Origin of the sequence: Tenacibaculum sp. 1_MG-2023, from assembly GCF_030547425.1 — a bacterium.
Classification (GTDB): domain Bacteria; phylum Bacteroidota; class Bacteroidia; order Flavobacteriales; family Flavobacteriaceae; genus Polaribacter.
Genome location: NZ_JAUORH010000004.1, coordinates 95322 through 116455, shown reverse-complemented (window position 1 = coordinate 116455; position 21134 = coordinate 95322). Strand labels below are relative to the sequence as shown.

28 protein-coding genes and 1 riboswitch are annotated in these 21134 nt (G+C 32.6%); of the genes, 25 read left to right on the top strand and 3 right to left on the bottom strand.

The window, feature by feature from the left end:
* The first annotated feature begins 7 nt into the window (after positions 1-7).
* From rpsE to Q4517_RS04560, 16 genes are all read left to right on the top strand, one after another.
* Positions 8-532 carry a 30S ribosomal protein S5 gene (rpsE, locus tag Q4517_RS04635; protein ID WP_115900437.1) on the top strand — a complete coding sequence of 175 codons (525 nt, stop codon included), beginning with the start codon at positions 8-10 and terminating at the stop codon, positions 530-532.
* 11 nt (positions 533-543) lie between these two features.
* Positions 544-726 (top strand): 50S ribosomal protein L30, encoded by a 183-nt coding sequence (gene rpmD / locus Q4517_RS04630; RefSeq protein ID WP_115900438.1) that lies wholly within the window; start codon positions 544-546, stop codon positions 724-726.
* A 12-nt stretch (positions 727-738) separates the two neighbouring features.
* Positions 739-1188: a 50S ribosomal protein L15 gene (gene rplO / locus Q4517_RS04625; protein ID WP_047789821.1), complete on the top strand. Its 450-nt coding sequence runs from the start codon at positions 739-741 to the stop codon at positions 1186-1188.
* 12 nt (positions 1189-1200) lie between these two features.
* Positions 1201-2520 (top strand): preprotein translocase subunit SecY, encoded by a 1320-nt coding sequence (gene secY, locus Q4517_RS04620; protein WP_303506871.1) that lies wholly within the window; start codon positions 1201-1203, stop codon positions 2518-2520.
* 1 nt (position 2521) lies between these two features.
* Positions 2522-2737 carry a translation initiation factor IF-1 gene (infA, locus tag Q4517_RS04615; RefSeq protein WP_024740627.1) on the top strand — a complete coding sequence of 72 codons (216 nt, stop codon included), beginning with the start codon at positions 2522-2524 and terminating at the stop codon, positions 2735-2737.
* 12 nt (positions 2738-2749) lie between these two features.
* The gene (ykgO, locus tag Q4517_RS04610; protein ID WP_010519235.1) at positions 2750-2866 is read left to right on the top strand and encodes a type B 50S ribosomal protein L36; all 117 of its coding nucleotides are present in this window, start codon (positions 2750-2752) and stop codon (positions 2864-2866) included.
* A 2-nt stretch (positions 2867-2868) separates the two neighbouring features.
* Positions 2869-3234, top strand: coding sequence for a 30S ribosomal protein S13 (gene rpsM / locus Q4517_RS04605; protein ID WP_115900441.1), 366 nt, complete (start codon positions 2869-2871; stop codon positions 3232-3234).
* A 33-nt stretch (positions 3235-3267) separates the two neighbouring features.
* On the top strand, positions 3268-3654 hold the full coding sequence (gene rpsK / locus Q4517_RS04600; protein WP_115900442.1) for a 30S ribosomal protein S11: 387 nt from the start codon (positions 3268-3270) through the stop codon (positions 3652-3654).
* Between the two features lie 136 nt (positions 3655-3790).
* Positions 3791-4396, top strand: coding sequence for a 30S ribosomal protein S4 (gene rpsD, locus Q4517_RS04595; RefSeq protein WP_303506734.1), 606 nt, complete (start codon positions 3791-3793; stop codon positions 4394-4396).
* Positions 4397-4495: 99 nt separating this feature from the next.
* Positions 4496-5488, top strand: coding sequence for a DNA-directed RNA polymerase subunit alpha (locus Q4517_RS04590; RefSeq protein WP_115900444.1), 993 nt, complete (start codon positions 4496-4498; stop codon positions 5486-5488).
* Between the two features lie 63 nt (positions 5489-5551).
* Positions 5552-6028 (top strand): 50S ribosomal protein L17, encoded by a 477-nt coding sequence (rplQ, locus tag Q4517_RS04585; protein WP_303506728.1) that lies wholly within the window; start codon positions 5552-5554, stop codon positions 6026-6028.
* Positions 6029-6137: 109 nt separating this feature from the next.
* A complete protein-coding gene (locus Q4517_RS04580; RefSeq protein WP_303506726.1) occupies positions 6138-6818 on the top strand; it encodes a hypothetical protein in 681 nt (226 codons plus the stop codon).
* Positions 6819-6894: 76 nt separating this feature from the next.
* Entirely contained in the window at positions 6895-8004 is a 1110-nt protein-coding gene (gene carA / locus Q4517_RS04575; RefSeq protein ID WP_303506724.1) for a glutamine-hydrolyzing carbamoyl-phosphate synthase small subunit, read from the top strand.
* 107 nt (positions 8005-8111) lie between these two features.
* Complete coding sequence (gene eno, locus Q4517_RS04570) at positions 8112-9401, top strand: phosphopyruvate hydratase (protein WP_303506722.1); 1290 nt, start codon at positions 8112-8114, stop codon at positions 9399-9401.
* 158 nt (positions 9402-9559) lie between these two features.
* Entirely contained in the window at positions 9560-10102 is a 543-nt protein-coding gene (locus Q4517_RS04565; protein WP_303506720.1) for a hypothetical protein, read from the top strand.
* Positions 10103-10106: 4 nt separating this feature from the next.
* Entirely contained in the window at positions 10107-10700 is a 594-nt protein-coding gene (locus Q4517_RS04560; protein ID WP_303506718.1) for a hypothetical protein, read from the top strand.
* Between the two features lie 87 nt (positions 10701-10787).
* Here Q4517_RS04560 and Q4517_RS04555 read toward each other — a convergent pair whose 3' ends face one another.
* Positions 10788-11642: a hypothetical protein gene (locus tag Q4517_RS04555; protein WP_303506717.1), complete on the bottom strand. Its 855-nt coding sequence runs from the start codon at positions 11640-11642 to the stop codon at positions 10788-10790.
* Positions 11643-12095: 453 nt separating this feature from the next.
* Here Q4517_RS04555 and Q4517_RS04550 point away from each other — a divergent pair, with 453 nt between their 5' ends.
* Both Q4517_RS04550 and Q4517_RS04545 read left to right on the top strand, forming a co-directional pair.
* Positions 12096-13382, top strand: coding sequence for a citrate synthase (locus Q4517_RS04550; RefSeq protein WP_303506716.1), 1287 nt, complete (start codon positions 12096-12098; stop codon positions 13380-13382).
* A 60-nt stretch (positions 13383-13442) separates the two neighbouring features.
* Positions 13443-14399 (top strand): arginase, encoded by a 957-nt coding sequence (locus tag Q4517_RS04545; RefSeq protein WP_303506714.1) that lies wholly within the window; start codon positions 13443-13445, stop codon positions 14397-14399.
* Between the two features lie 90 nt (positions 14400-14489).
* Here Q4517_RS04545 and Q4517_RS04540 read toward each other — a convergent pair whose 3' ends face one another.
* Positions 14490-14948, bottom strand: a complete 459-nt coding sequence (locus Q4517_RS04540) for a hypothetical protein (protein ID WP_303506712.1) — start codon at positions 14946-14948, stop codon at positions 14490-14492.
* Between the two features lie 16 nt (positions 14949-14964).
* A complete protein-coding gene (locus tag Q4517_RS04535; protein WP_303506710.1) occupies positions 14965-15249 on the bottom strand; it encodes a hypothetical protein in 285 nt (94 codons plus the stop codon).
* Between the two features lie 237 nt (positions 15250-15486).
* Positions 15487-15581: riboswitch (TPP riboswitch) on the top strand.
* A gap of 74 nt (positions 15582-15655) precedes the next feature.
* Here Q4517_RS04535 and thiS point away from each other — a divergent pair.
* From thiS to Q4517_RS04500, 7 genes are all read left to right on the top strand, one after another.
* Positions 15656-15856: a sulfur carrier protein ThiS gene (thiS, locus tag Q4517_RS04530; RefSeq protein WP_303506708.1), complete on the top strand. Its 201-nt coding sequence runs from the start codon at positions 15656-15658 to the stop codon at positions 15854-15856.
* A gap of 47 nt (positions 15857-15903) precedes the next feature.
* Positions 15904-17763: a phosphomethylpyrimidine synthase ThiC gene (gene thiC / locus Q4517_RS04525; protein WP_303506707.1), complete on the top strand. Its 1860-nt coding sequence runs from the start codon at positions 15904-15906 to the stop codon at positions 17761-17763.
* A 56-nt stretch (positions 17764-17819) separates the two neighbouring features.
* Positions 17820-18422 (top strand): thiamine phosphate synthase, encoded by a 603-nt coding sequence (locus tag Q4517_RS04520; protein ID WP_303506705.1) that lies wholly within the window; start codon positions 17820-17822, stop codon positions 18420-18422.
* Positions 18423-18458: 36 nt separating this feature from the next.
* Positions 18459-19214, top strand: a complete 756-nt coding sequence (locus Q4517_RS04515; RefSeq protein WP_303506703.1) for a hydroxymethylpyrimidine/phosphomethylpyrimidine kinase — start codon at positions 18459-18461, stop codon at positions 19212-19214.
* A gap of 56 nt (positions 19215-19270) precedes the next feature.
* On the top strand, positions 19271-19633 hold the full coding sequence (locus Q4517_RS04510) for a four helix bundle protein (protein ID WP_303506699.1): 363 nt from the start codon (positions 19271-19273) through the stop codon (positions 19631-19633).
* Positions 19634-19697: 64 nt separating this feature from the next.
* On the top strand, positions 19698-20348 hold the full coding sequence (gene thiE, locus Q4517_RS04505) for a thiamine phosphate synthase (protein WP_303506697.1): 651 nt from the start codon (positions 19698-19700) through the stop codon (positions 20346-20348).
* A 5-nt stretch (positions 20349-20353) separates the two neighbouring features.
* Positions 20354-21124: a thiazole synthase gene (locus Q4517_RS04500; protein ID WP_303506695.1), complete on the top strand. Its 771-nt coding sequence runs from the start codon at positions 20354-20356 to the stop codon at positions 21122-21124.
* Positions 21125-21134: the final 10 nt, after the last annotated feature.

The window sequence follows — 21134 nt, the reverse complement described above, 5'->3', positions numbered from 1 at the left end:
AAATTATATTATGTTAGGATATAAAAACGTAGAAAGAGTAAAACCAAGCGGATTAGAGCTTGTAGATAAATTAGTAGGTGTACAACGTGTTACCAAAGTAACTAAAGGAGGTAGAGCATTTGGTTTCTCTGCAATCGTAGTGGTAGGAGATGGTAACGGAGTTGTAGGTCATGGATTAGGAAAGTCTAAAGATGTTTCTTCTGCAATTGCAAAAGCAGTAGAAGACGCAAAGAAAAATTTAGTACGTATCCCTATTTTAGAAGGAACATTACCACACGAGCAAAAAGGTAAATTTGGTGGAGCGAAAGTATTCGTTAAGCCTGCTTCACACGGTACCGGGGTTATTGCTGGGGGTGCTGTACGTTTAGTATTAGAAGCTGTTGGTATTAAAGATGTATTATCAAAATCTCAAGGGTCATCAAATCCTCATAACGTAGTAAAAGCAACTTTTGATGCTTTATTACAATTACGTAGTGCGGCAACTATTGCTAAGCAAAGAGGTATATCTTTAGAGAAAGTTTTTAACGGTTAAAATTTAAGACGATGAGTAAAATTAGAGTTACACAAGTAAAAAGTCAAATCGGTCGCCTTAAAAATCAAAAAAGAACGTTAGAGGCGTTAGGTTTACGTAAAATGAACCAAACTGTAGAACATGATGCATCAGCTACAATTTTGGGTATGGTAAGTAAAGTTTCACACTTAGTTTCTGTTGAAGAAATTAAATAAGACAATATAAAGATGAGTTTACACAACTTAAAACCAGCAGCAGGATCTACAAAAAGCGGTAAAAGAATCGCTCGTGGAGAAGGTTCTGGTCACGGAGGTACCTCTACAAGAGGACATAAAGGAGCTAAATCTCGTTCTGGTTATTCTCGTAAAATAGGATTTGAAGGAGGGCAAATGCCACTTCAAAGACGTGTGCCTAAATTTGGTTTCACTAACATTAATCGTAAAGAATATGTTGGTGTAAATTTAGACAAGTTACAATCATTAGTAGATAACGGAAAGATAACAGATACAGTAAATTTAGACGTTTTAGTAGAAAACAGATTAGCTCGTAAAAACGACTTAGTTAAAATATTAGGTGGTGGAGAGTTAAAAGCTAAATTAAATATAACTGTACATAAATTTACAGCATCAGCTAAAGCGGCTATTGAAGCAGCAGGAGGTGAAGCAGTAACATTATAAGAATTGTAAATGATGAATTTTATAAATACTTTAAAAGACATTTGGAAGATTGAAGAGTTAAAAGAGAAATTACTTTTAACCTTAGGTTTAATCGCTGTTTACCGTTTTATGGCAGCAGTTCCATTACCAGGAATTGATCCTACTCAGTTATCAGCATTAAAAGACAGTACTGACAGTGGACTTTTAGGTTTATTAAACGCATTTACAGGAGGGGCATTTGCTAGAGCGTCAGTAATGGCACTTGGTATAATGCCTTATATTTCTGCATCAATTGTAGTTCAGTTAATGGGTATTGCGGTACCATATTTACAGAAATTACAAAAAGATGGAGAAAGTGGACGTAAGAAGATTACGCAAATAACAAGATGGCTTACTATTGCTATTACATTATTTCAAGCACCAACCTATATTGGAGTAATTCAAAATCAAATGGGTTTACCGCAAGAAGCATTTTTAGTAACAGGAGCAACATTTTGGGTATCATCTATCATTCTTTTAAGTGCAGGAACAATTTTTGCAATGTGGTTAGGAGAGCGTATTACTGATAAAGGAGTTGGTAATGGAATATCATTATTAATTACCGTTGGTATTATCGCAAACTTCCCAGCAGCATTTATACAAGAGTTAGTTTCTAAGCAAACTGCAGGTGCTGGAGGAATTATGATGATTTTAATCGAATTAATAGTTTGGTTTGTAGTAATCTTGTTAACCGTATTATTAGTTACAGCAGTACGTAAAGTAGCCGTTCAATACGCACGTCGTACAGCAGTTACAAACATTAAAGATGTTGATGGCGCAAGACAGTACATTCCATTAAAATTGAATGCAGCTGGAGTAATGCCAATTATTTTTGCACAAGCTATTATGTTTTTACCAATAGCACTAGGGCAAAAGTACCCAGCATTAAACAGTTTAACTGATATTAACGGTTTATGGTATAACGTTATATTTGCATTATTAATTATTATCTTTAGTTACTTCTACACTGCTATTACTATTCCAACGAATAAAATGGCAGAAGACTTAAAGAGAAGTAATGGTTTTGTTCCTGGATATAAACCAGGTGAAGAAACTGCTAACTTTTTAGATTCAGTATTGTCGAGAATCACATTACCAGGGTCTATATTTTTAGCAGCTTTATCTATTTTACCAGCAATTATTGTAAAGTTTGGAGTTACTCAAAACTGGGCAATGTTTTATGGAGGAACATCATTAATCATTATGGTAGGGGTTGCAATCGACACGATACAGCAAATAAACTCGTATTTATTAAACAGTCGTTATGATGGTTTAATGAAAACAGGTAACAGTAACAGAAAATCATTAAAATAATATGGCTAAGCAACCAGCAATTCAACAAGACGGAACAATTACTGAAGCATTATCAAATGCAATGTTTCGAGTAGAATTAGAAAACGGACATATTGTTACGGCACACATTTCAGGAAAAATGCGTATGCATTACATTAAATTATTACCTGGTGATAAAGTGAAGTTAGAAATGAGTCCGTATGATTTATCAAAGGCAAGAATTACTTACAGATATTAAAAACACACACTGATGAAAGTAAGAGCATCAATTAAGAAAAGAAGTGCCGACTGCAAAATTGTACGCAGAAAAGGCAGATTATATGTAATTAACAAAAAGAATCCTAGATTTAAACAAAGACAAGGGTAGTTATGGCAAGAATCGCAGGTATAGATATTCCAAAGAATAAAAGAGGTGTTATCGCTTTAACTTACATCTTTGGTATAGGAAAAAGTAGAGCTAAAGAAGTTTTAGCTGCTGCTAATATAGATGAGAGTATCAAAGTTCAAGATTGGACTGATGATCAAATTGCGGCAATTCGTGAGCAAGTAGGAGCTTTCACTATTGAAGGTGAGTTACGTTCTGAAGTTCAATTAAGCATTAAGCGTTTAATGGACATCGGATGTCAAAGAGGTATTCGTCACAGACTTGGTTTACCATTAAGAGGTCAAAGAACGAAGAATAACTCTCGTACTAGAAAAGGTAAGAGAAAAACTGTAGCTAACAAGAAAAAATAATCATTGATTATTTTTTACTAATAGTAAAGAATCATGGCAAAGTCGAAAGTAACAAAAAAACGTAAAGTTGTAATAGAATCAGTTGGTGAAGCTCACGTAACTGCATCGTTCAACAATATTATTATTTCTTTAACAAACAAAAAAGGTGACGTTATTTCTTGGTCATCTGCAGGTAAAATGGGTTTCAGAGGTTCTAAAAAGAACACTCCTTACGCAGCTCAGTTAGCAGCAGAAGATTGTGCTAACGTTGCTAAAGAGGCAGGTTTACGTAAAGTAAAGGTGTATGTTAAAGGACCAGGTAATGGTAGAGAATCTGCAATCAGATCTATCCACAATACAGGTATCGAGGTAACAGAAATTATTGATGTTACTCCAATTCCTCACAATGGATGTCGTCCACCAAAAAGACGTAGAGTATAAGTTGAATTAATTTTCAACTTATATTTTATTTAAGTGTACTATTGTGCACAAAAAATAAATATTTTAACAACAGTAGGATATACAGATTATCGAAGGAGTAAGCCTTAATTCATAATCCCTACTAAATTAATTAGAAATGGCAAGATATACAGGACCAAAAACTAAAATTGCTCGTAAGTTTGGCGAAGCAATCTTCGGAGACGATAAAAACTTCGAAAAAAGAAATTACCCTCCAGGACAACATGGTGTAGGTAAACGTAGAGGAAAAAAATCTGAATATGCTATCCAGTTAATGGAAAAGCAGAAAGCTAAATATATGTATGGTATATTAGAGCGTCAGTTCCGTAATTTGTTTAAAAAAGCATCATCTTCTCAAGGAGTTACAGGTGAAATTTTATTACAATTATGTGAGTCTCGTTTAGATAATGTTGTTTACCGTTTAGGTATTTCACCATCTCGTAGTGGAGCTCGTCAATTAGTTTCTCACCGTCACATTACAGTAAATGGTGAGATTGTAAACATTCCATCTTACAGTTTAAAAGAAGGAGATGTTATTGCGGTTAGAGAGAAATCTAAATCTTTAGAAGCTATTGAAAATTCATTAGCATCTAACAGCAATGTTTATGAGTGGTTATCTTGGAATGCTGATCAAAAATCTGGAACATTTGTAAAAGTACCAGAAAGATTACAAATTCCTGAGAATATCAAAGAGCAGTTAATCGTAGAATTATACTCTAAGTAATAAATTAATCATATTGGTGTTCAGCCAAAGGGTTTGTTTGTATTTCTTCACACTTATAAACCGCGCAACTGAATAACAATTAAAACGAAGAAAAAAAATATGGCAATTTTAAATTTTCAAAAGCCTGATAAAGTAATAATGATTGAATCTACTGATTTTTCAGGAAGATTCGAATTCAGACCTCTTGAACCAGGTTTTGGATTAACAGTTGGTAACGCTTTAAGAAGAGTATTATTATCTTCTCTTGAAGGGTTTGCGATTACATCATTACGTGTTGACGGTGTTGATCATGAGTTTTCAACAATTCAAGGTGTTGTAGAAGATGTTACTGAAATTATCTTAAACTTAAAGCAAGTACGTTTTAAGAAACAGATTGAAGAATCTGATAGAGAAACAGTTTCTATAGCAATATCAGGACAAGAGCAATTAACGGCTGGTGATTTACAAAAGTTTATCTCAGGTTTTCAAGTACTAAATCCAGATTTAGTAATTTGTAATATGGATAAATCAGTAACGTTAAATGCTGAAATTACCATTGAAAAAGGTAGAGGTTTCGTACCAGCAGAAGAAAATAAAAGAGCTGGTGCTCCTTTAGGAACAATTTTTACAGATTCTATTTACACTCCTATAAAGAATGTAAAGTATGCTGTTGAAAATTTCCGTGTAGAACAAAAGACCGATTACGAAAAATTAGTTTTCGATATCGATACTGATGGATCTATCAATCCTAAAGATGCCTTAACAGAAGCAGCTAAGATTTTAATCCACCACTTTATGTTATTCTCTGATGAGCGTATCACTTTAGAGGCAGATGAAATCGCACAAACTGAAACATATGATGAAGAATCATTACATATGCGTCAGTTATTAAAGACGAAATTAGTTGATATGGATTTATCAGTTCGTGCTTTAAACTGTTTAAAAGCTGCAGAAGTAGATACTTTAGGAGACTTAGTATCATTTAACAAAAGCGATTTAATGAAGTTCAGAAACTTTGGTAAAAAATCATTAACTGAATTAGATGAGTTAGTGGCTAACAAAGGTTTAAATTTCGGAATGGATTTAAGCAAATACAAATTAGATAAAGATTAACCTTTCATATTTTGCTCCCCTAAACTAGGGTTAGTAGCAAGATGAAAGCTAAAACCAAATGTCATGAGACACGGAAAGAAATTTAATCATTTAGGAAGAAAAACAGCGCACAGAAAAGCGATGTTATCTAACATGGCTTGTTCTTTAATAGAGCATAAGCGTATCAATACTACTGAAGCTAAAGCTAAAGCTTTACGTAAGTTTGTAGAGCCTTTAATTACAAAATCTAAAGACGATACAACTCACAACCGTCGTACAGTATTTAGTTATTTACGTAGTAAGGAAGCTGTAACAGAATTATTCAAAGAAATTTCTGTAAAAGTAGCAGACAGACCAGGAGGATACGTACGTATCATCAAATTAGGAAACCGTCAAGGAGATAACGCTTCTATGGCAATGGTAGAATTAGTTGATTATAACGAGTTATACGATCCAAAAGGAAACAAAGCTAAAAAGACTACTCGTCGTAGCCGTCGTGGTGGAGCGAAGAAGACTGAAGGAGCTGCTGTTGAAACTCAAACTTCACAAGAAGAAGAATAAAAATGAAAATTTTTATAAATTATATCAAAGGGATAAACATTTAATGTTTGTCCCTTTTTTTATAATAAAAATTATAAATTAGTGGAATATTAACTTAAAATTTATAAAAATGAAAAAGATTCAAATTTTAGCTATGATTTTATTATTTATGATTAATAACTTAGTTTATTCACAGTCTTCATTTAGGGTTGTTGACAGTAGCCCTAAATCTAGTTTCTCTAAAACATCATCAGGTTTTTATAGAATGTCAGAAGCTAAAGGAAAGATAAAAAGAGTATACTACTATGAGAAGTTTAATAATAAGGCTATAATCCTCAATGTAAATAAAAAGAAATACAAAATAAATAACTTTAATATCGATTTGATAGATAATTCTTTTGTTTCTAAGATAAATAATGATAGTCTTTTTGTTTTTTCAAATTTAGAAAAAGCTTATATAAATAATAAAGAATTTATTAAAAAAGGAAATAGTATTTATGAAGTTTTAGTTGAAGGGAAAAAAGTAGATTTGAAAGTAAGTTTTATTTCATTTAAAAGAGAAGAAATAATAGATAAATTAAATGGAAAAGTCATAAAACCGGCTCATTATAGAATAAAAAAAGAATATGTATTGGTTGATAAAATAAGTGATAAAGTATCAAATCTGAACAAAATAAAGAAAAAGACAATTTTGAGTTTTATAGATAAGAAAAATAAAAAAATGTTAATATCTTATGCTAAAAAAAAGAAACTATCTTATAGAAAAGAAAAAGATGTCGAACAGATTTTAAAATATTATAATTCATTATAAAACAACAAAAGGGTAAACAAAGTATTGTTTATCCTTTTTTTATATATTTTTGCAAACAAATTACACAACACACTAAATGAAATATCAAACACGTAAAAAAGCATTAGTTCTATTAGCAGACGGAACTATTTTCTACGGGAAATCTATTGGAATAGAAGGAACCGCAACAGGAGAAATTTGTTTTAATACAGGTATGACTGGATACCAAGAGATTTTTACAGATCCTTCTTACTTTGGACAATTAATGGTAACTACCAACGCACATATTGGTAACTATGGAGTTAACAATGAAGAAGTAGAGTCAGAAGGAATTAAAATTTCAGGATTAATTTGTCGTAACTTCAGTTTTACACACTCTCGTGTAGATTCTGATGGAAACTTATTTGACTGGTTCGAGAAGCATAATTTAGTAGCCATTTCAGATGTTGATACACGTGCGTTAGTATCTTATATTAGAGATAATGGAGCCATGAATGCTATCATTTCTACAGAAGTAGATAAAATTGACGAATTAAAAAAGCAATTAGCTGATACTCCTAACATGGAAGGATTAGAATTAGCTTCAAAGGTATCAACCAAAGAACCTTATTTTGTTGGTGATGAAAATGCCTCAATTAAAATATCAGCATTAGATATTGGTATTAAGAAAAACATTTTAAGAAATTTAGCAAAAAGAGGTGCTTATATTAAAGTATACCCATACAACGCAAGTTTTGAACAAATGAGTGATTTTAATCCAGATGGGTATTTTATTTCTAACGGACCTGGAGATCCAGAACCATTAGAAGAAGCTCAAAATACAGCAAAAGAAATCATAGAGAAAGATTTACCATTATTTGGAATCTGTTTAGGACACCAAGTAATTGCGTTAGCAAACGGAATTTCTACTTACAAAATGCACAATGGTCATAGAGGAATTAATCATCCTGTAAAGAATTTGCTTACAGGAAAAGGAGAGATAACTTCTCAAAATCACGGTTTTGCTATTAATAGAGAAGAAACAGAAGCGCATCCTGATGTAGAAATTACACATGTACACTTGAACGACAATACAGTGGCAGGTATCAGAATGAAATCTAAAAATGTATTTTCTGTTCAGTATCATCCAGAAGCCAGTCCTGGTCCACACGATGCAGAATACTTATTTGACGAGTTTATCGAAAACATCAAAAAAGTAAAAGCTTAAATAAATAAAAATATAGAGATTCTCGTAGACTAAAATTCACGGGAATCTATAATGAAAATAAATTACAGATCACTCTTGGCATTGTTCAAGAGAAAAAAATAAACACTATGAGTATTATCATCAACATTCACGCACGTCAAATTTTTGATTCAAGGGGTAATCCAACAGTAGAAGTAGATGTAACTACTGAAAACGGAATCATAGGTAGAGCAGCAGTACCATCAGGAGCCTCTACAGGAGAACATGAAGCTGTTGAGTTACGCGATGGGGGAAATGATTATATGGGTAAAGGAGTGTTAAAAGCAGTTGAAAATGTAAACACTACTATAGCGCAAGAATTATTAGGAGTATCAGTTTTTGAGCAAAACATGATTGATCAACTAATGATTGATTTAGATGGAACTCCAAATAAATCAAAACTAGGAGCCAATGCCATTTTGGGAGTTTCTTTAGCAGCAGCGAAAGCAGCAGCAAATGAGTTGGGTTTACCATTATATCGCTATGTAGGTGGAGTATCAGCAAATACGTTACCAGTTCCAATGATGAATATCATAAATGGGGGTTCACATTCAGATGCACCAATCGCATTTCAGGAGTTTATGGTTATGCCAATTAAAGCCCAAAATTTTACTGAAGCAATGCAAGTAGGTTCTGAAATCTTTCATAACTTAAAGAAAGTACTACACGATCGTAATTTATCTACAGCAGTAGGAGATGAAGGAGGGTTTGCACCAACATTAGAAGGAACAGAGGATGCTATTGAAACAATTGCTTTAGCAACTAAAAATGCTGGATATAAATTCGGAGACGAAATTATGATAGCGTTAGATTGTGCTTCCGCTGAATTTTATGTAGACGGTAAATATGATTATACTAAATTTGAAGGAGCAAAAGGTAAAGTTCGTACTAGCCAAGAACAAGCAGACTACTTAGCAGAGTTATGCGAAAAATACCCTATTATTTCTATTGAAGATGGAATGGACGAAAATGATTGGGATGGATGGAAATACTTAACAGAAAAAGTAGGAGATAGAGTTCAGTTAGTAGGAGACGACTTATTTGTAACTAATGTAGAGCGTTTATCAAAAGGAATTGAGAATGGAATAGCAAATTCAATTTTAATAAAGGTAAACCAAATTGGTACATTAACAGAAACAATTGCAGCTGTGAATATGGCGCATAATGCAGGGTATACTTCTGTGATGAGTCACCGTTCAGGAGAAACAGAAGATAATACCATTGCAGATTTAGCGGTAGCATTAAACTGTGGGCAAATTAAAACAGGTTCAGCTTCACGTTCAGATCGTATGGCAAAATACAATCAATTATTACGTATTGAAGAACAATTGGCAGATATAGCTTATTATCCGCAAGAAAAAGCGTTTAAAATAAAATAAAACTTTTTAATATAATATTTAAAGCTCGTGCATAAGTACGAGCTTTTTTAGTTAAGTATAGTATTGTTTTTTGATAAATAGTTTAAATATAAGAAGTAAAAGTAGGGTAAAACACTTCTAACTTTTTATATAGTTGTTTATAAACTAAAAAAATAATTATGAAAAAATCATTCCTGCTTATTTGTAGCTTATTTGTTGCAACAGTGTTTTCTCAAGAAAAACTAACGCAGCGTGTTTGGAGAGTAAATTTTTTAAACCCAGGAATTGAATATGAAATGCCTATTGGAAATAACTCAACCCTTTCTATAGGGGTAGGAATAGGATATAGTGGAAGTTATCCACACTCTTCAGCTTCTGATGTAGATACAGGGTTAGTATATGCCATAAACCCTTTTTTAGACGTGCAACAGAGATGGTTTTATAATTTTGATAAACGTAAAACTAAAGGTTTGAATATAACCAACAATTCAGCAAATTTTATATCAGCTCGTATTTTAACAAGAGGTAAAACTCTTTTTGGAGATGATGTAGTAACTGATAATTTAGATTTTGCTGTCGGACCTACTTGGGGTATCCAACGTAAATACGGTAAAAACTTTCACTTATTATTTGATATGGGACCTATTTATTATTTTGATGTAAATGGAGGTCATGGTTTTTTCCCCTTAATGTTACAACTAAATTTAGGGTTTGATTTATAGAAATATGAAATACTTATACATATTACTTGCTGTTATTGTAATTACGTCTTGTAATTCGGTAAAATACACTCATTCAGGAGATGTAAATTCACGATTAGATTTCAGAAAAGGAAAGTGGTTGTTAAATGATGTTACCTTTTTTAAAAACATTAGAAAAGATGGTTTAACTGAAATGGCAAATGAACGATTTTCTGAACTTATAGGTAATAGACTTTTGGTGGTTAGCAACATGAAAGGACTATTAATTCCTAGTAATATTTCACCTAGTCTTGATAAATCTATTTTAAAAGATATAAAAAACGGCACAGGTTATGATTACTTTATTGATATTAGAACTAAAAATATATCCAATGAAGTAGGTGTTTTAGGGGCAAGTAATTCTCAAACTGATCCTTCAAAAAACATAGGTGAGGTGGTACTTAGTATCTACGATTTAAATATGTTTAAAATAATATATAGTCAAACAGTAGTTGGTAAATTAGTTGTTTCTGAAAAAGATAATGATTATGCGCTTTCAAAAAACTCAAACCTTATTATTCATAGTGCTTTGAAAAGAATTATGAAGAAGATCAAGAAAAACCAAATCAAGGTTAAGTAGTATAAAAATAAAAAAAACAAAAGCTGTCTTACATGTAAGACAGCCTTTGAAATTCAATTCAATTCGTTTATTTTAGTTGATTATATTTTAATTTAAGTTTAAGAATTCTTCTTCAGAAATTTCTCCTGAAGCAATTTTTTGTAACTCTTCTAAGTGTGCTACAATATGCTCGTGCTGACTTTGTTCGATAGTAGAAGGCTTAACCAATTCTAATTTTAATCTACCACCTTTTACATAATAGTCATAGTAGTAAAAAAAGTTTGAATCAAAGTTTTTGTTAGAATAAGTACCGTTATCCCCTAATAAGTAACCTAACCTAAAAGCAGACCTTCTTTGTGCAGCTGTACCATGAGAACTACCATTAGGACCAGCTAATGTTTGTGAGAAGTTGTAAGCACCCGCTGCAGTATTCCAATCACTAGTATAAGTTCTACGAATAAAATATCCTCCAAACCCATCGGCTTCTAATTCAGTAGCACTAACATGATTACCACTAGGAATAGTGTTGTCTCTAAACTGTACCTGATGTGCCATTTCATGAGCAGCAACGTAAGCAATAGCAACATTACCATAATTTAAAGCACTAGCTAATAACTCTTCTCCCCATACTACGTAACCATTAGAATAAGAAAGAGCATTGAAAGTTCCGTCGCCACCTGCTAAGTATAAAGGTACATTACCCATTCCAAAAAAACTCGCAGCTTCGTTGTGTTCAGTCTTTAAAAAATTAGTAGTAGATTGGTTAACTATATATTCAGCCCAATAAGAATTTGGACCAAAACCATCAACAGTGTAGCACTCAGCATTGTTAATTTCTAACATACTTGGAGAGTTAATCCCCATAGGCGAGTTGTCACTTGTTAAATTGCTTTCTTCTTGGGTGCATTGTACAGTAAAAAAGGATATGCATAATAATGCAATAATAAATTTAAATTTTTTCATTGTGAAAGGATTTTATGAATTGAATTAATTTTTTCTAAAAATATATGTTTATTGATTATTAATAAAATAATAACAAAAAATTAACATTTTTTTTAATAATGTTATTTAATGTGTGAGGTGTAAAGAAATATCCATTTTGTATTTTAATCTTTTTATCAATAAAAAAATCATATACCTAAAAGAGCACGAGAACTATCATATTAAAATGAGTTTGTAAGGGTGAAAAAATAAAATAATCTAGATAAAACTAATTTTGTAAGGAAAATTAACACCACTTTTTTCTATATAAAACATTGTATCACAGGTAAGGGTGGGTTTAGTGTTTTCAAGTTTATTTTAAATAAAATAAATTGATTTTTTTATATTAAAAATCTATTAATAGAGCCTTTTAAAATAATCCAAAAAATGGTATCTTCGCAATTCACTTCAATCATAAAAAATTATAGTTAAAAAATGTCAGATATAGCAAAAATACAAATTGGCGAAAATACGTACGAGTTTCCTTTAGTAAAAGGAACAGAAAATGAAACTGCAATTGATATTAAAGCCTTAAGAGGAGCCACGGGTGGGATTATAACCATTGACCCAGGATACAAGAATACAGGTTCATGCCAAAGTGCTATAACATTTTTAAATGGTGAAGAAGGAGTTTTAAGATACCGTGGATACTCAATTGAAGAATTAGCAGAAAAAGCAGATTTTTTAGAAGTAGCTTATGCGTTAATTTTTGGAGAGTTACCAACTAAAGAGCAATTAGATAAATTTTATGGTGATATCTTAGATGAAGCTATTGTAGATGATGATATCAAAAAAATTATTGATGCTTTTCCAAAGAATGCACATCCGATGGGAGTGTTATCATCGTTAACATCAGCATTAACAGCTTTTAATCCATCTTCTGTAAATGTTGATTCAGAAGAAGATATGTATAAAGCTATTGTTAAAATAATGGGGAAATTCCCAGTATTAGTAGCTTGGACTTTACGTAAGAAACAAGGATTACCATTAAACTATGGATCTCGTAAGCTAGGTTATGTTGAAAACATCTTAACGATGATGTTTCAAAAACCAAACGATGAGTATGAGTTAAATCCAATTGTTAAAGATGCATTAGACAAATTATTAATTTTACATGCAGATCATGAGCAGAACTGTTCTACATCTACAGTACGTATCGTAGGATCATCACATGCAGGGTTATTTGCATCGTTATCAGCAGGGATTTCAGCTTTATGGGGCCCTTTGCATGGAGGAGCAAACCAAGCAGTACTTGAAATGTTAGAAGCAATTAAAGAAGATGGAGGAGATACTAAAAAGTACATGGCAAAGGCCAAAGATAAAAACGACCCTTTCCGTTTAATGGGGTTCGGACATCGTGTGTATAAAAACTTCGATCCAAGAGCGAAAATTATTAAAAAAGCTGCTGATGAAGTACTAAATAACTTAGGAGTTGAAGATCCAATCTTAGATATCGCAAAAGGATTAGAGCAAGAAGCATTAAATGATCCATATTTTGTTGAAAGAAAGTTATATCCTAACGTAGATTTCTATTCAGGAATTATTTATAGAGCTATGGGAATTCCTGTAGAAATGTTCACAGTAATGTTTGCCTTAGGACGCTTACCAGGTTGGATTGCTCAATGGAGAGAAATGCGTTTAAACAAAGAACCAATAGGTCGTCCACGTCAAGTTTACGTTGGAGAGAACTTAAGAGATTTCGTAGAGTTAGACAAGAGATAAACTATTTGAAAAGTGTCATTTAAAATAATTAAATGACATTTTTTTTATATAAAATAACTGATGATGAAAGAAATTAAAATTATTAAAAATAGATCAGATATCGGAGCAGGGACTCGTGGTTCTGATATGGGGGTAGATGCAATTGAAATTGCAGCTATAAATCAAAAAAGTAATTACTTTGATTCGTATGATTTTGAAGATGTAATTACAGAGAATGAATCTATTTACAATAAAGTAAATAACTCATTTGCAAAACGAATTGATAGCGTCTTCAACCAATGCAAACGCTTAAGTAACCATGTAAAAGTAAATTTACAAGAAGGAAAGTTTCCAATTGTATTGTCAGGAGACCACTCTTCAGCATTAGGAACAATTAGTGGTGTAAAAGCAGCAAACCCAACTAAAAGAGTTGGAGTAGTTTGGATTGACGCCCATGGAGACTTGCATTCACCTTATACATCACCATCTGGAAATATTCATGGAATGCCTTTGTCAGCTGCTATTTCAGATGATAACTTAGATTGTCAAATTAATGATGTAGATAGGGAAACATCAGAGTTATGGGAGCGAATGAAAAATATAGGAACTTCTGGACAAAAAGTTTTACCAGAAGATATTGTATTCTTTGGAGTTCGTGACACAGAAGAACCTGAGGATAAACAAATGGAAAAATATGGTATTAAAAACTATATGGTAGCAGAAGTTCGTTACCGTGGATTAGATGTTTGTGTGAATGAAGCTTTGGAAAAACTTTCTAACTGTGATGTGATTTATGTGTCGTTTGATGTAGATTCAATGGATTGTGACATGATTTCTTATGGAACAGGAACTCCAGTACCTAAGGGATTTGATCAATACGAAATCATCAATCTTATAAACGGATTATTAGCAAGTAAGAAAGTAGCTTGTTTAGAGTTTGTAGAAGTAAACCCATTATTAGATTTAAGAGGTAATAAAATGGCCGAAACCGCTTTTGAGGTGCTTGAAGAAGTAACAAAAAAAGTAAAGAGTTTATAAAAAAGATACAAGAAATATTTTGAAAGAAAGCGGGCTTTTTAAAGCCCGCTTTCTTTTTTGAATAAAAAACGTTAACGAAAAAGAATATACTTAATTGTTTTTGTTTATATAATGAACAAAAGTTGCTTTAATAGTAAAATCACTAAAGAAACCTTCAACACTTAAAGTACCTTCTTGAAACCCTGGATTTAATGAAATATTTACTTTGGCTTTAATAGGTTTAGGTGCATTAGGTCTTATAGTAATAGTTCCGATAGAATTTGCTTGGATGCTTGTATATCCCGTACTACCATTAAAATTACCTGTACCAGTAAATTTAAGATTGGTATACGATCCCAATCCCCATAGCGTATTAATCTCTATTTCTCCAACTGCAACTTCCTTGTCAGAGTTGTTACCAGAAAGAGTTAATTCTAAAGTGCCAAATGGTCCGTTGATGGAATACGGGTTTTGAAAAGCATATTTAGCTATAATTCCAACTTCTCCAGAAGCTAATTTTTCTAACTCTTGATTTGACTTAACGTGAGTTTTTTCTATTGTAGTTGCCATAATTTTTAGTTTTTAATTATAAACGGATAATTCCAATAATCCTAGGTTTACCATTAATAGGTTTATAAATTTCTACAATAGCTTCCCAAACTACTTCAGCAGGAGGCATAGAGGCGGTACATTTAAAACGATAGTTAACTCCGTTAACTATTTGGGTAGATACAGCAAAAGGAGTATAGTCAACCCCCAATGGTTTTGGAGTTTCATTCCAAATAACTTTGTCTTCAGAGGTTAAATCTCTGTAAGGAGACCACCCTCCAACTAAGTTTTCAGTGTTTTGGTGTAAAGTTTCAGTTTTCATAATAAATAGGGTTAGTTTTACCTACTCGTAAGGCTTTTCAGTTTACCGCCTTCTGTTATTAACTCAACAGAAAGAGTCATTTTTTTAAGAGGGGCTTCTCCACTTAGGTATATAAATTTCATAAAATAAAATAAGAGTAATGGATTTAATGATTTGTATGTTAGTGATTTAGGTATAAGTGTCAGAAAATGAGGTAGAAAAAGTAAATAAGAAAAAAATAAACATTTATATTTGTCGAGTAAACTTTAGGAGTAGCTAGTTCACTAGTTTGAGAAACATCCTTAGAACCTGATATGGTTAACACCAGCGTAGGGAAAAGTTGTAGTATTGTATGCTAGTATATAAGGTTAATAATAACCACGTTATATTTCTTCTTCTATAGTTTACTTTGAAAAATGTTAATACAATGACAATAAGAGTAAACGAATCTTTAAGAGAATTTTCAAGTACATTAACGTTACAAGAACTAATAAATGAGCTACAGGTTCAAGTGAACGGTATTGCTGTTGCTGTTAACGAGAATGTAATAAAAAAAGAAAATTGGAATTCATATAAACTTAAAGGAAATGATAATGTGTTAATTATTAAATCTACACAAGGAGGATAATTCGAACAATTAACAAACAACAGTATACAAACTAATAGCCTTAAAAAATGAAAAAAAAGGACACAGCACCTAAAAAAAGTGGTATTACAAGACATCCATTTCCTAATTCAAAAAAAATATACGTTCAAGGAAAGGTTTATCCAGAGATAAACGTAGCAATGCGTGAAATCGAATTAAGTGACACGGTGGATTCGATGACAAAAAAAAGAACCCCTAACGAACCCGTAACAGTGTACGACACTTCAGGACCTTATACTGATCCAACTAAAGAAATTAATATTCATAATGGGTTGGAACGTATTCGTGAACAATGGATTTTAGACAGAGGAGATGTAGAGGAATTAACAGAATTTACTTCTGAATATTGTAACGAACGATTGAATGATAAAGGCTTAGATCATTTACGATTCAATTTAAAAAGTAAACCAAAGAGGGCTAAAAAAGGACATAATGTAACACAGCTACATTATGCTAAAAAAGGAATTATTACTCCAGAAATGGAATACATTGCCATTCGTGAAAATCAGCGAATAGATGAAATGACGCGTTTGTCAGAACAACATCAAGGGCAAGATTTTGGAGCGAGTATTCCAGCAAAAATTACTCCAGAGTTTGTAAGAGAAGAAGTAGCTAGAGGTCGTGCAGTAATTCCTTCTAACATAAACCACCCAGAAGCCGAACCTATGATTTTAGGGCGTAATTTCTTAGTGAAAATCAATGCTAATATTGGAAATTCAGCGACAACCTCATCAATAGAAGAAGAGGTTGAAAAAGCAGTATGGGCATGTCGTTGGGGAGCAGATAATATAATGGATTTATCTACAGGGAAAAACATTCATGAAACACGTGAGTGGATTATTCGTAACTCACCTGTACCTGTAGGAACTGTACCTATTTATCAAGCATTGGAAAAAGTAAATGGGATTGCTGAAGACTTAACTTGGGAAATTTTTAGAGATACTCTAATTGAACAAGCAGAGCAGGGAGTAGATTATTTTACGATTCACGCAGGAGTTCGTTTGCGTTACGTACCTATGACGGCTAAACGTATTACAGGGATTGTATCAAGAGGAGGGTCTATTATGGCAAAATGGTGTTTAGCGCACCATAAAGAGAGTTTTTTATATACCCATTTTGAAGAGATTTGTGAAATAATGAAAGCTTATGATGTTGCCTTTTCGTTAGGAGATGGTTTACGCCCAGGTTGTATTGCCGATGCGAATGACGAAGCACAGTTTGCTGAACTAGAAACCTTAGGGGAATTAACAAAAATAGCACGTAAGCATGAAGTACAATGCTTTATAGAAGGTCCAGGTCACGTGCCAATGCACATGATTAAGGCGAATATGGATAAGCAATTGGAAGCCTGTGATGAAGCTCCGTTTTACACTTTAGGGCCTTTAACTACTGATATTGCACCAGGATACGATCATATTACCTCAGGTATTGGAGCAGCGATGATTGGATGGTTTGGTTGTGCTATGTTGTGTTATGTTACACCGAAAGAACATTTAGGTTTACCAAATAAAGAAGATGTACGTACAGGAGTCGTTACTTATAAATTAGCAGCTCATGCAGCTGATTTAGCAAAAGGACACCCAGGAGCGCAACACAGAGATGACGCGTTGAGTAAAGCACGTTTTGAATTTCGTTGGGAAGACCAATTTAATTTAGGATTAGATCCAGAATTAGCAAGAGAATATCACGATGAAACCTTACCTGCTGAAGGAGCTAAAATTGCGCATTTTTGTTCTATGTGTGGACCAAAATTCTGTTCAATGAAAATATCACAAGAAGTGCGTGATTTTGCTGCAGAGAATAAAGTAGAAGGAGACGAAGTGTTTGCAAAAGGGATGGAGGACAAATCTAAAGAATTTAAAGATAAAGGTTCAGAAGTATATCTATAAATAAATTATGAGTTAGCAATTTTTAAATTCGTAATTCATAATTTAAAACTGACTATATGATTGTTTTAATAGCTCCAGAAAAAGATATTCCCAATGAGATTGAAATCCTCCAGCAATTATTTAAAGAAGGGTTGGAATATTATCATTTCAGAAAACCTGAGAAGAATTACGAGGAGCATGTGGCTTATTTGAATCAGGTAGATGAAAAATACCATGATAGAATAATCACGCATTATTTTCATGAATTGATTAATGAATTCAATTTAAAAGGCATTCACTTTCAAGAACAAAAAAGAAGAGATGCTTTAGAGAATGGAAGCGAATATTTTATTGGGCTAGATATGATAGGAAAAATGATGAGTAGCTCTTTTCATGAACCTGAAGAACTTGCGAATTGTGACATCGAATTTGATTACCATTTATTGAGTCCTGTTTTTTCTTCTATATCTAAAAAAGGATATGAAGGAAGAGGTTTTGATGTAAACCATATTGATAAGACTATTATAGGCATAGGAGGAATCAATACAGATACCGTTCAAGAAACCTTAGCATTAGGTTTTCAAGGAATTGGTGTTTTAGGAGGAGTTTGGAATACAGAAAATCCAGTTGAAAGCTTTAAAAATATCAAGCGTCATTACGAGGAGTGTACGACGAAGTAATCTTTTCATCAAAGAAAAAAAAGCATATTAAAAAACATGAAACAAAACCCTTACATACTGACTATTGCAGGTCTTGATCCGTCAAGCGGAGCAGGAATCACCTCAGACATCAAAACTTTTGAGGCACATGATTTGTACGGATTATCGGTATGTACTGCGGTTACTGTTCAAAATGATGTTGATTTTAAGGAGTGTACTTGGATTGATAGAGAAACAATTATCAATCAAATAACAATACTTTTTGAACGCTTTAATATTTCTGTAGTCAAAATAGGAATTATTCAATCTTGGGAAGTATTATTAGAGGTTGTTCAAGTGTTAAAAAGTTGTAACCCTACAATAAAAATAGTGCTAGATCCAATATTAAAATCGAGTACTGGATTTGATTTTCATTCCAAAGAAAACTTAAAAGTATTTGAAAAAGTATTGCTGCATTGTGACTTTATAACTCCAAATTATGATGAAATAAAAGCTTTATTTCCTAAAAAAACAATCGAAGAAACCGTTGAGTTTATCACAGAAAGAACCAATATCTATTTAAAAGGAGGTCATAGAGAAGAAAAAAGAGGATGGGATGAAATATACCATAGTAAAATAGTACAACTAAATATTCCACCGATTACAGGTTCGGTTTTTGAAAAACACGGAAGTGGTTGTGTGTTGTCTTCAGCTTTAGCTTCAAATATAGCAAATCAACTTCCTTTAGAAGATGCTTGTAAAAATGCCAAGTATTATACAGAACAATTTTTGAATTCTAATGACTCACTTCTGGGAGAACATTCTTATAAGTAATTGAGTGTTTTAGGAGTTAAGGATTATAGGAGAAATAGTACTGAAAAAATAAGCATATGAATAAAACAACATCATTTGAAGATTTATTGGTTTGGCAAAAAGGACATCAGTTTGTATTAGAAGTGTATAAAATGTCAAAACAATTTCCAAAGGAAGAAGTATATGGTTTAACATCACAATTTAGAAGAGCAGCCATATCAATAACAGCAAACATAGCAGAGGGTTATAAAAGAATTAGTGATAAAGAAAAACTACGGTTTTATAATATAGCGCAAGTATCATTAGAAGAATGTCGTTACTTTTTAATTCTATCTAAAGATTTAGAATATGTGAAAAGTATATCCAAAGAAAAAGGACTACTAGAAGAAGTAAGTAAAATGCTGAATGCATATTGTAGAAGTATTCTAAAAAAATCTTAATATTTGATGTCCTTAATTTCTTAACTCCTAAACTTCTAAAAAAACAGTAACAACTAAAAACAAAATGATAAGTAAATTACATTATATAACGCAAGGGAAAACTTCCGAAGAACATTTAGAAAATATTCAAAGAGCTTGTGCTTCAGGAGCGGAATGGGTGCAACTTAGATTAAAGAATCTGGATCCGAAAACAATTTTAGAAACAGCACAAAAAGCGAGAGAAATTACAAGTCATTTTCAAACACGATTAATTATAAACGACTATTACAAAGTAGCCAAAGAAGTAAATGCAGATGGCGTTCATTTAGGGAAAAAGGATATATGTCCGTTAAAAGCCCGTGAGTATTTAGGTAAATGGTATGCTATTGGAGGAACAGCTAATACTTTAGAAGATTGTAAAATTCTACTAGAAAAAAAAGTAGATTATATCGGTTTAGGACCTTTTCGATTTACAGAAACAAAAAAGAATTTGAGTCCTGTTTTGGGAATTAAAGGTTATAAAATACTACTTGAAAAATTGCAAACCGAAACTCCTATAATAGCTGTTGGTGGAATTACTTTAGAAGATGTTTCTTATATTATTAGCATTGGGATATATGGTGTTGCCGTTTCAGAAGCCGTTACTCAAAATTTCAATTTGATACCGACTTTTCATAAAATTTTAAACGCACCGAGTACCAACGAGCAAGTGTATAAATTAGGTGATAACAACTAGTAAAAATGAACACAAAATTAACGATAGCCGATAAAACGTTTACCTCTCGATTATTTACAGGAACAGGAAAGTTTGGTTCATCAGAATTAATGAGAGATGCTTTATTCGAAAGTGAAAGTGAATTAATAACGGTGGCATTAAAAAGAGTAGATGTGCAGAATGAAGAAGATGATATTTTAACACATTTAAATCACTCTCGAATTAATTTATTACCCAATACATCAGGAGTTAGAACAGCAAAAGAAGCCATTTTTGCTGCTGAATTATCAAGAGAAGCGTTAGAAACAAATTGGGTGAAATTAGAAATACATCCAGATCCAAGATATTTATTACCAGATCCTATAGAGACGTTAAAAGCGGCTGAAGAATTAGTGAAAAAAGGGTTTGTAGTGATGCCTTATATTCATGCTGATCCTGTATTATGCAAACGATTAGAAGAAGTTGGAACCCAATGTGTAATGCCGTTAGGAGCTCCTATTGGAAGTAACAAAGGACTAAAAACGTTGGAGTTTTTAGAAATTATTATAGAGCAATCTAATGTGCCAGTAGTAGTAGATGCCGGAATAGGTTCTCCTTCGCACGCAGCACATGCGATGGAACTAGGTGCCGATGCAGTGTTGGTAAATACTGCGATAGCAGTTTCACAACATCCAGTAGCGATGGCACAAGCTTTTAAAATAGCAGTTGAAGCAGGAAGAATGGCATACGAAGCAAAGTTAGCTCCGGTAAGAAAACAAGCAGAAGCAAGTAGTCCGTTAACGAGTTTTTTAGGTTAGAGCTTTTGAC

Bases quoted from the DNA above. Each gene is read 5' to 3' on its own strand.
- Q4517_RS04565 (WP_303506720.1), top strand. From the start codon at position 9,560: ATGAAAAAATCATTCCTGCTTATTTGTAGCTTATTTGTTGCAACAGTG.
- carA (WP_303506724.1), top strand. From the start codon at position 6,895: ATGAAATATCAAACACGTAAAAAAGCATTAGTTCTATTAGCAGACGGA.
- rplQ (WP_303506728.1), top strand. From the start codon at position 5,552: ATGAGACACGGAAAGAAATTTAATCATTTAGGAAGAAAAACAGCGCAC.
- rpsD (WP_303506734.1), top strand. From the start codon at position 3,791: ATGGCAAGATATACAGGACCAAAAACTAAAATTGCTCGTAAGTTTGGC.
- Q4517_RS04540 (WP_303506712.1), bottom strand. From the start codon at position 14,948: ATGGCAACTACAATAGAAAAAACTCACGTTAAGTCAAATCAAGAGTTA.
- Q4517_RS04590 (WP_115900444.1), top strand. From the start codon at position 4,496: ATGGCAATTTTAAATTTTCAAAAGCCTGATAAAGTAATAATGATTGAA.
- Q4517_RS04545 (WP_303506714.1), top strand. From the start codon at position 13,443: ATGATGAAAGAAATTAAAATTATTAAAAATAGATCAGATATCGGAGCA.
- Q4517_RS04560 (WP_303506718.1), top strand. From the start codon at position 10,107: ATGAAATACTTATACATATTACTTGCTGTTATTGTAATTACGTCTTGT.
- rpsM (WP_115900441.1), top strand. From the start codon at position 2,869: ATGGCAAGAATCGCAGGTATAGATATTCCAAAGAATAAAAGAGGTGTT.
- ykgO (WP_010519235.1), top strand. From the start codon at position 2,750: ATGAAAGTAAGAGCATCAATTAAGAAAAGAAGTGCCGACTGCAAAATT.
- rplO (WP_047789821.1), top strand. From the start codon at position 739: ATGAGTTTACACAACTTAAAACCAGCAGCAGGATCTACAAAAAGCGGT.
- Q4517_RS04510 (WP_303506699.1), top strand. From the start codon at position 19,271: ATGAATAAAACAACATCATTTGAAGATTTATTGGTTTGGCAAAAAGGA.
- Q4517_RS04520 (WP_303506705.1), top strand. From the start codon at position 17,820: ATGATTGTTTTAATAGCTCCAGAAAAAGATATTCCCAATGAGATTGAA.
- Q4517_RS04580 (WP_303506726.1), top strand. From the start codon at position 6,138: ATGAAAAAGATTCAAATTTTAGCTATGATTTTATTATTTATGATTAAT.
- infA (WP_024740627.1), top strand. From the start codon at position 2,522: ATGGCTAAGCAACCAGCAATTCAACAAGACGGAACAATTACTGAAGCA.
- Q4517_RS04555 (WP_303506717.1), bottom strand. From the start codon at position 11,642: ATGAAAAAATTTAAATTTATTATTGCATTATTATGCATATCCTTTTTT.
- thiE (WP_303506697.1), top strand. From the start codon at position 19,698: ATGATAAGTAAATTACATTATATAACGCAAGGGAAAACTTCCGAAGAA.
- rpsK (WP_115900442.1), top strand. From the start codon at position 3,268: ATGGCAAAGTCGAAAGTAACAAAAAAACGTAAAGTTGTAATAGAATCA.
- secY (WP_303506871.1), top strand. From the start codon at position 1,201: ATGAATTTTATAAATACTTTAAAAGACATTTGGAAGATTGAAGAGTTA.
- Q4517_RS04515 (WP_303506703.1), top strand. From the start codon at position 18,459: ATGAAACAAAACCCTTACATACTGACTATTGCAGGTCTTGATCCGTCA.
- rpmD (WP_115900438.1), top strand. From the start codon at position 544: ATGAGTAAAATTAGAGTTACACAAGTAAAAAGTCAAATCGGTCGCCTT.
- eno (WP_303506722.1), top strand. From the start codon at position 8,112: ATGAGTATTATCATCAACATTCACGCACGTCAAATTTTTGATTCAAGG.
- thiS (WP_303506708.1), top strand. From the start codon at position 15,656: ATGACAATAAGAGTAAACGAATCTTTAAGAGAATTTTCAAGTACATTA.
- Q4517_RS04550 (WP_303506716.1), top strand. From the start codon at position 12,096: ATGTCAGATATAGCAAAAATACAAATTGGCGAAAATACGTACGAGTTT.
- Q4517_RS04500 (WP_303506695.1), top strand. From the start codon at position 20,354: ATGAACACAAAATTAACGATAGCCGATAAAACGTTTACCTCTCGATTA.
- thiC (WP_303506707.1), top strand. From the start codon at position 15,904: ATGAAAAAAAAGGACACAGCACCTAAAAAAAGTGGTATTACAAGACAT.
- Q4517_RS04535 (WP_303506710.1), bottom strand. From the start codon at position 15,249: ATGAAAACTGAAACTTTACACCAAAACACTGAAAACTTAGTTGGAGGG.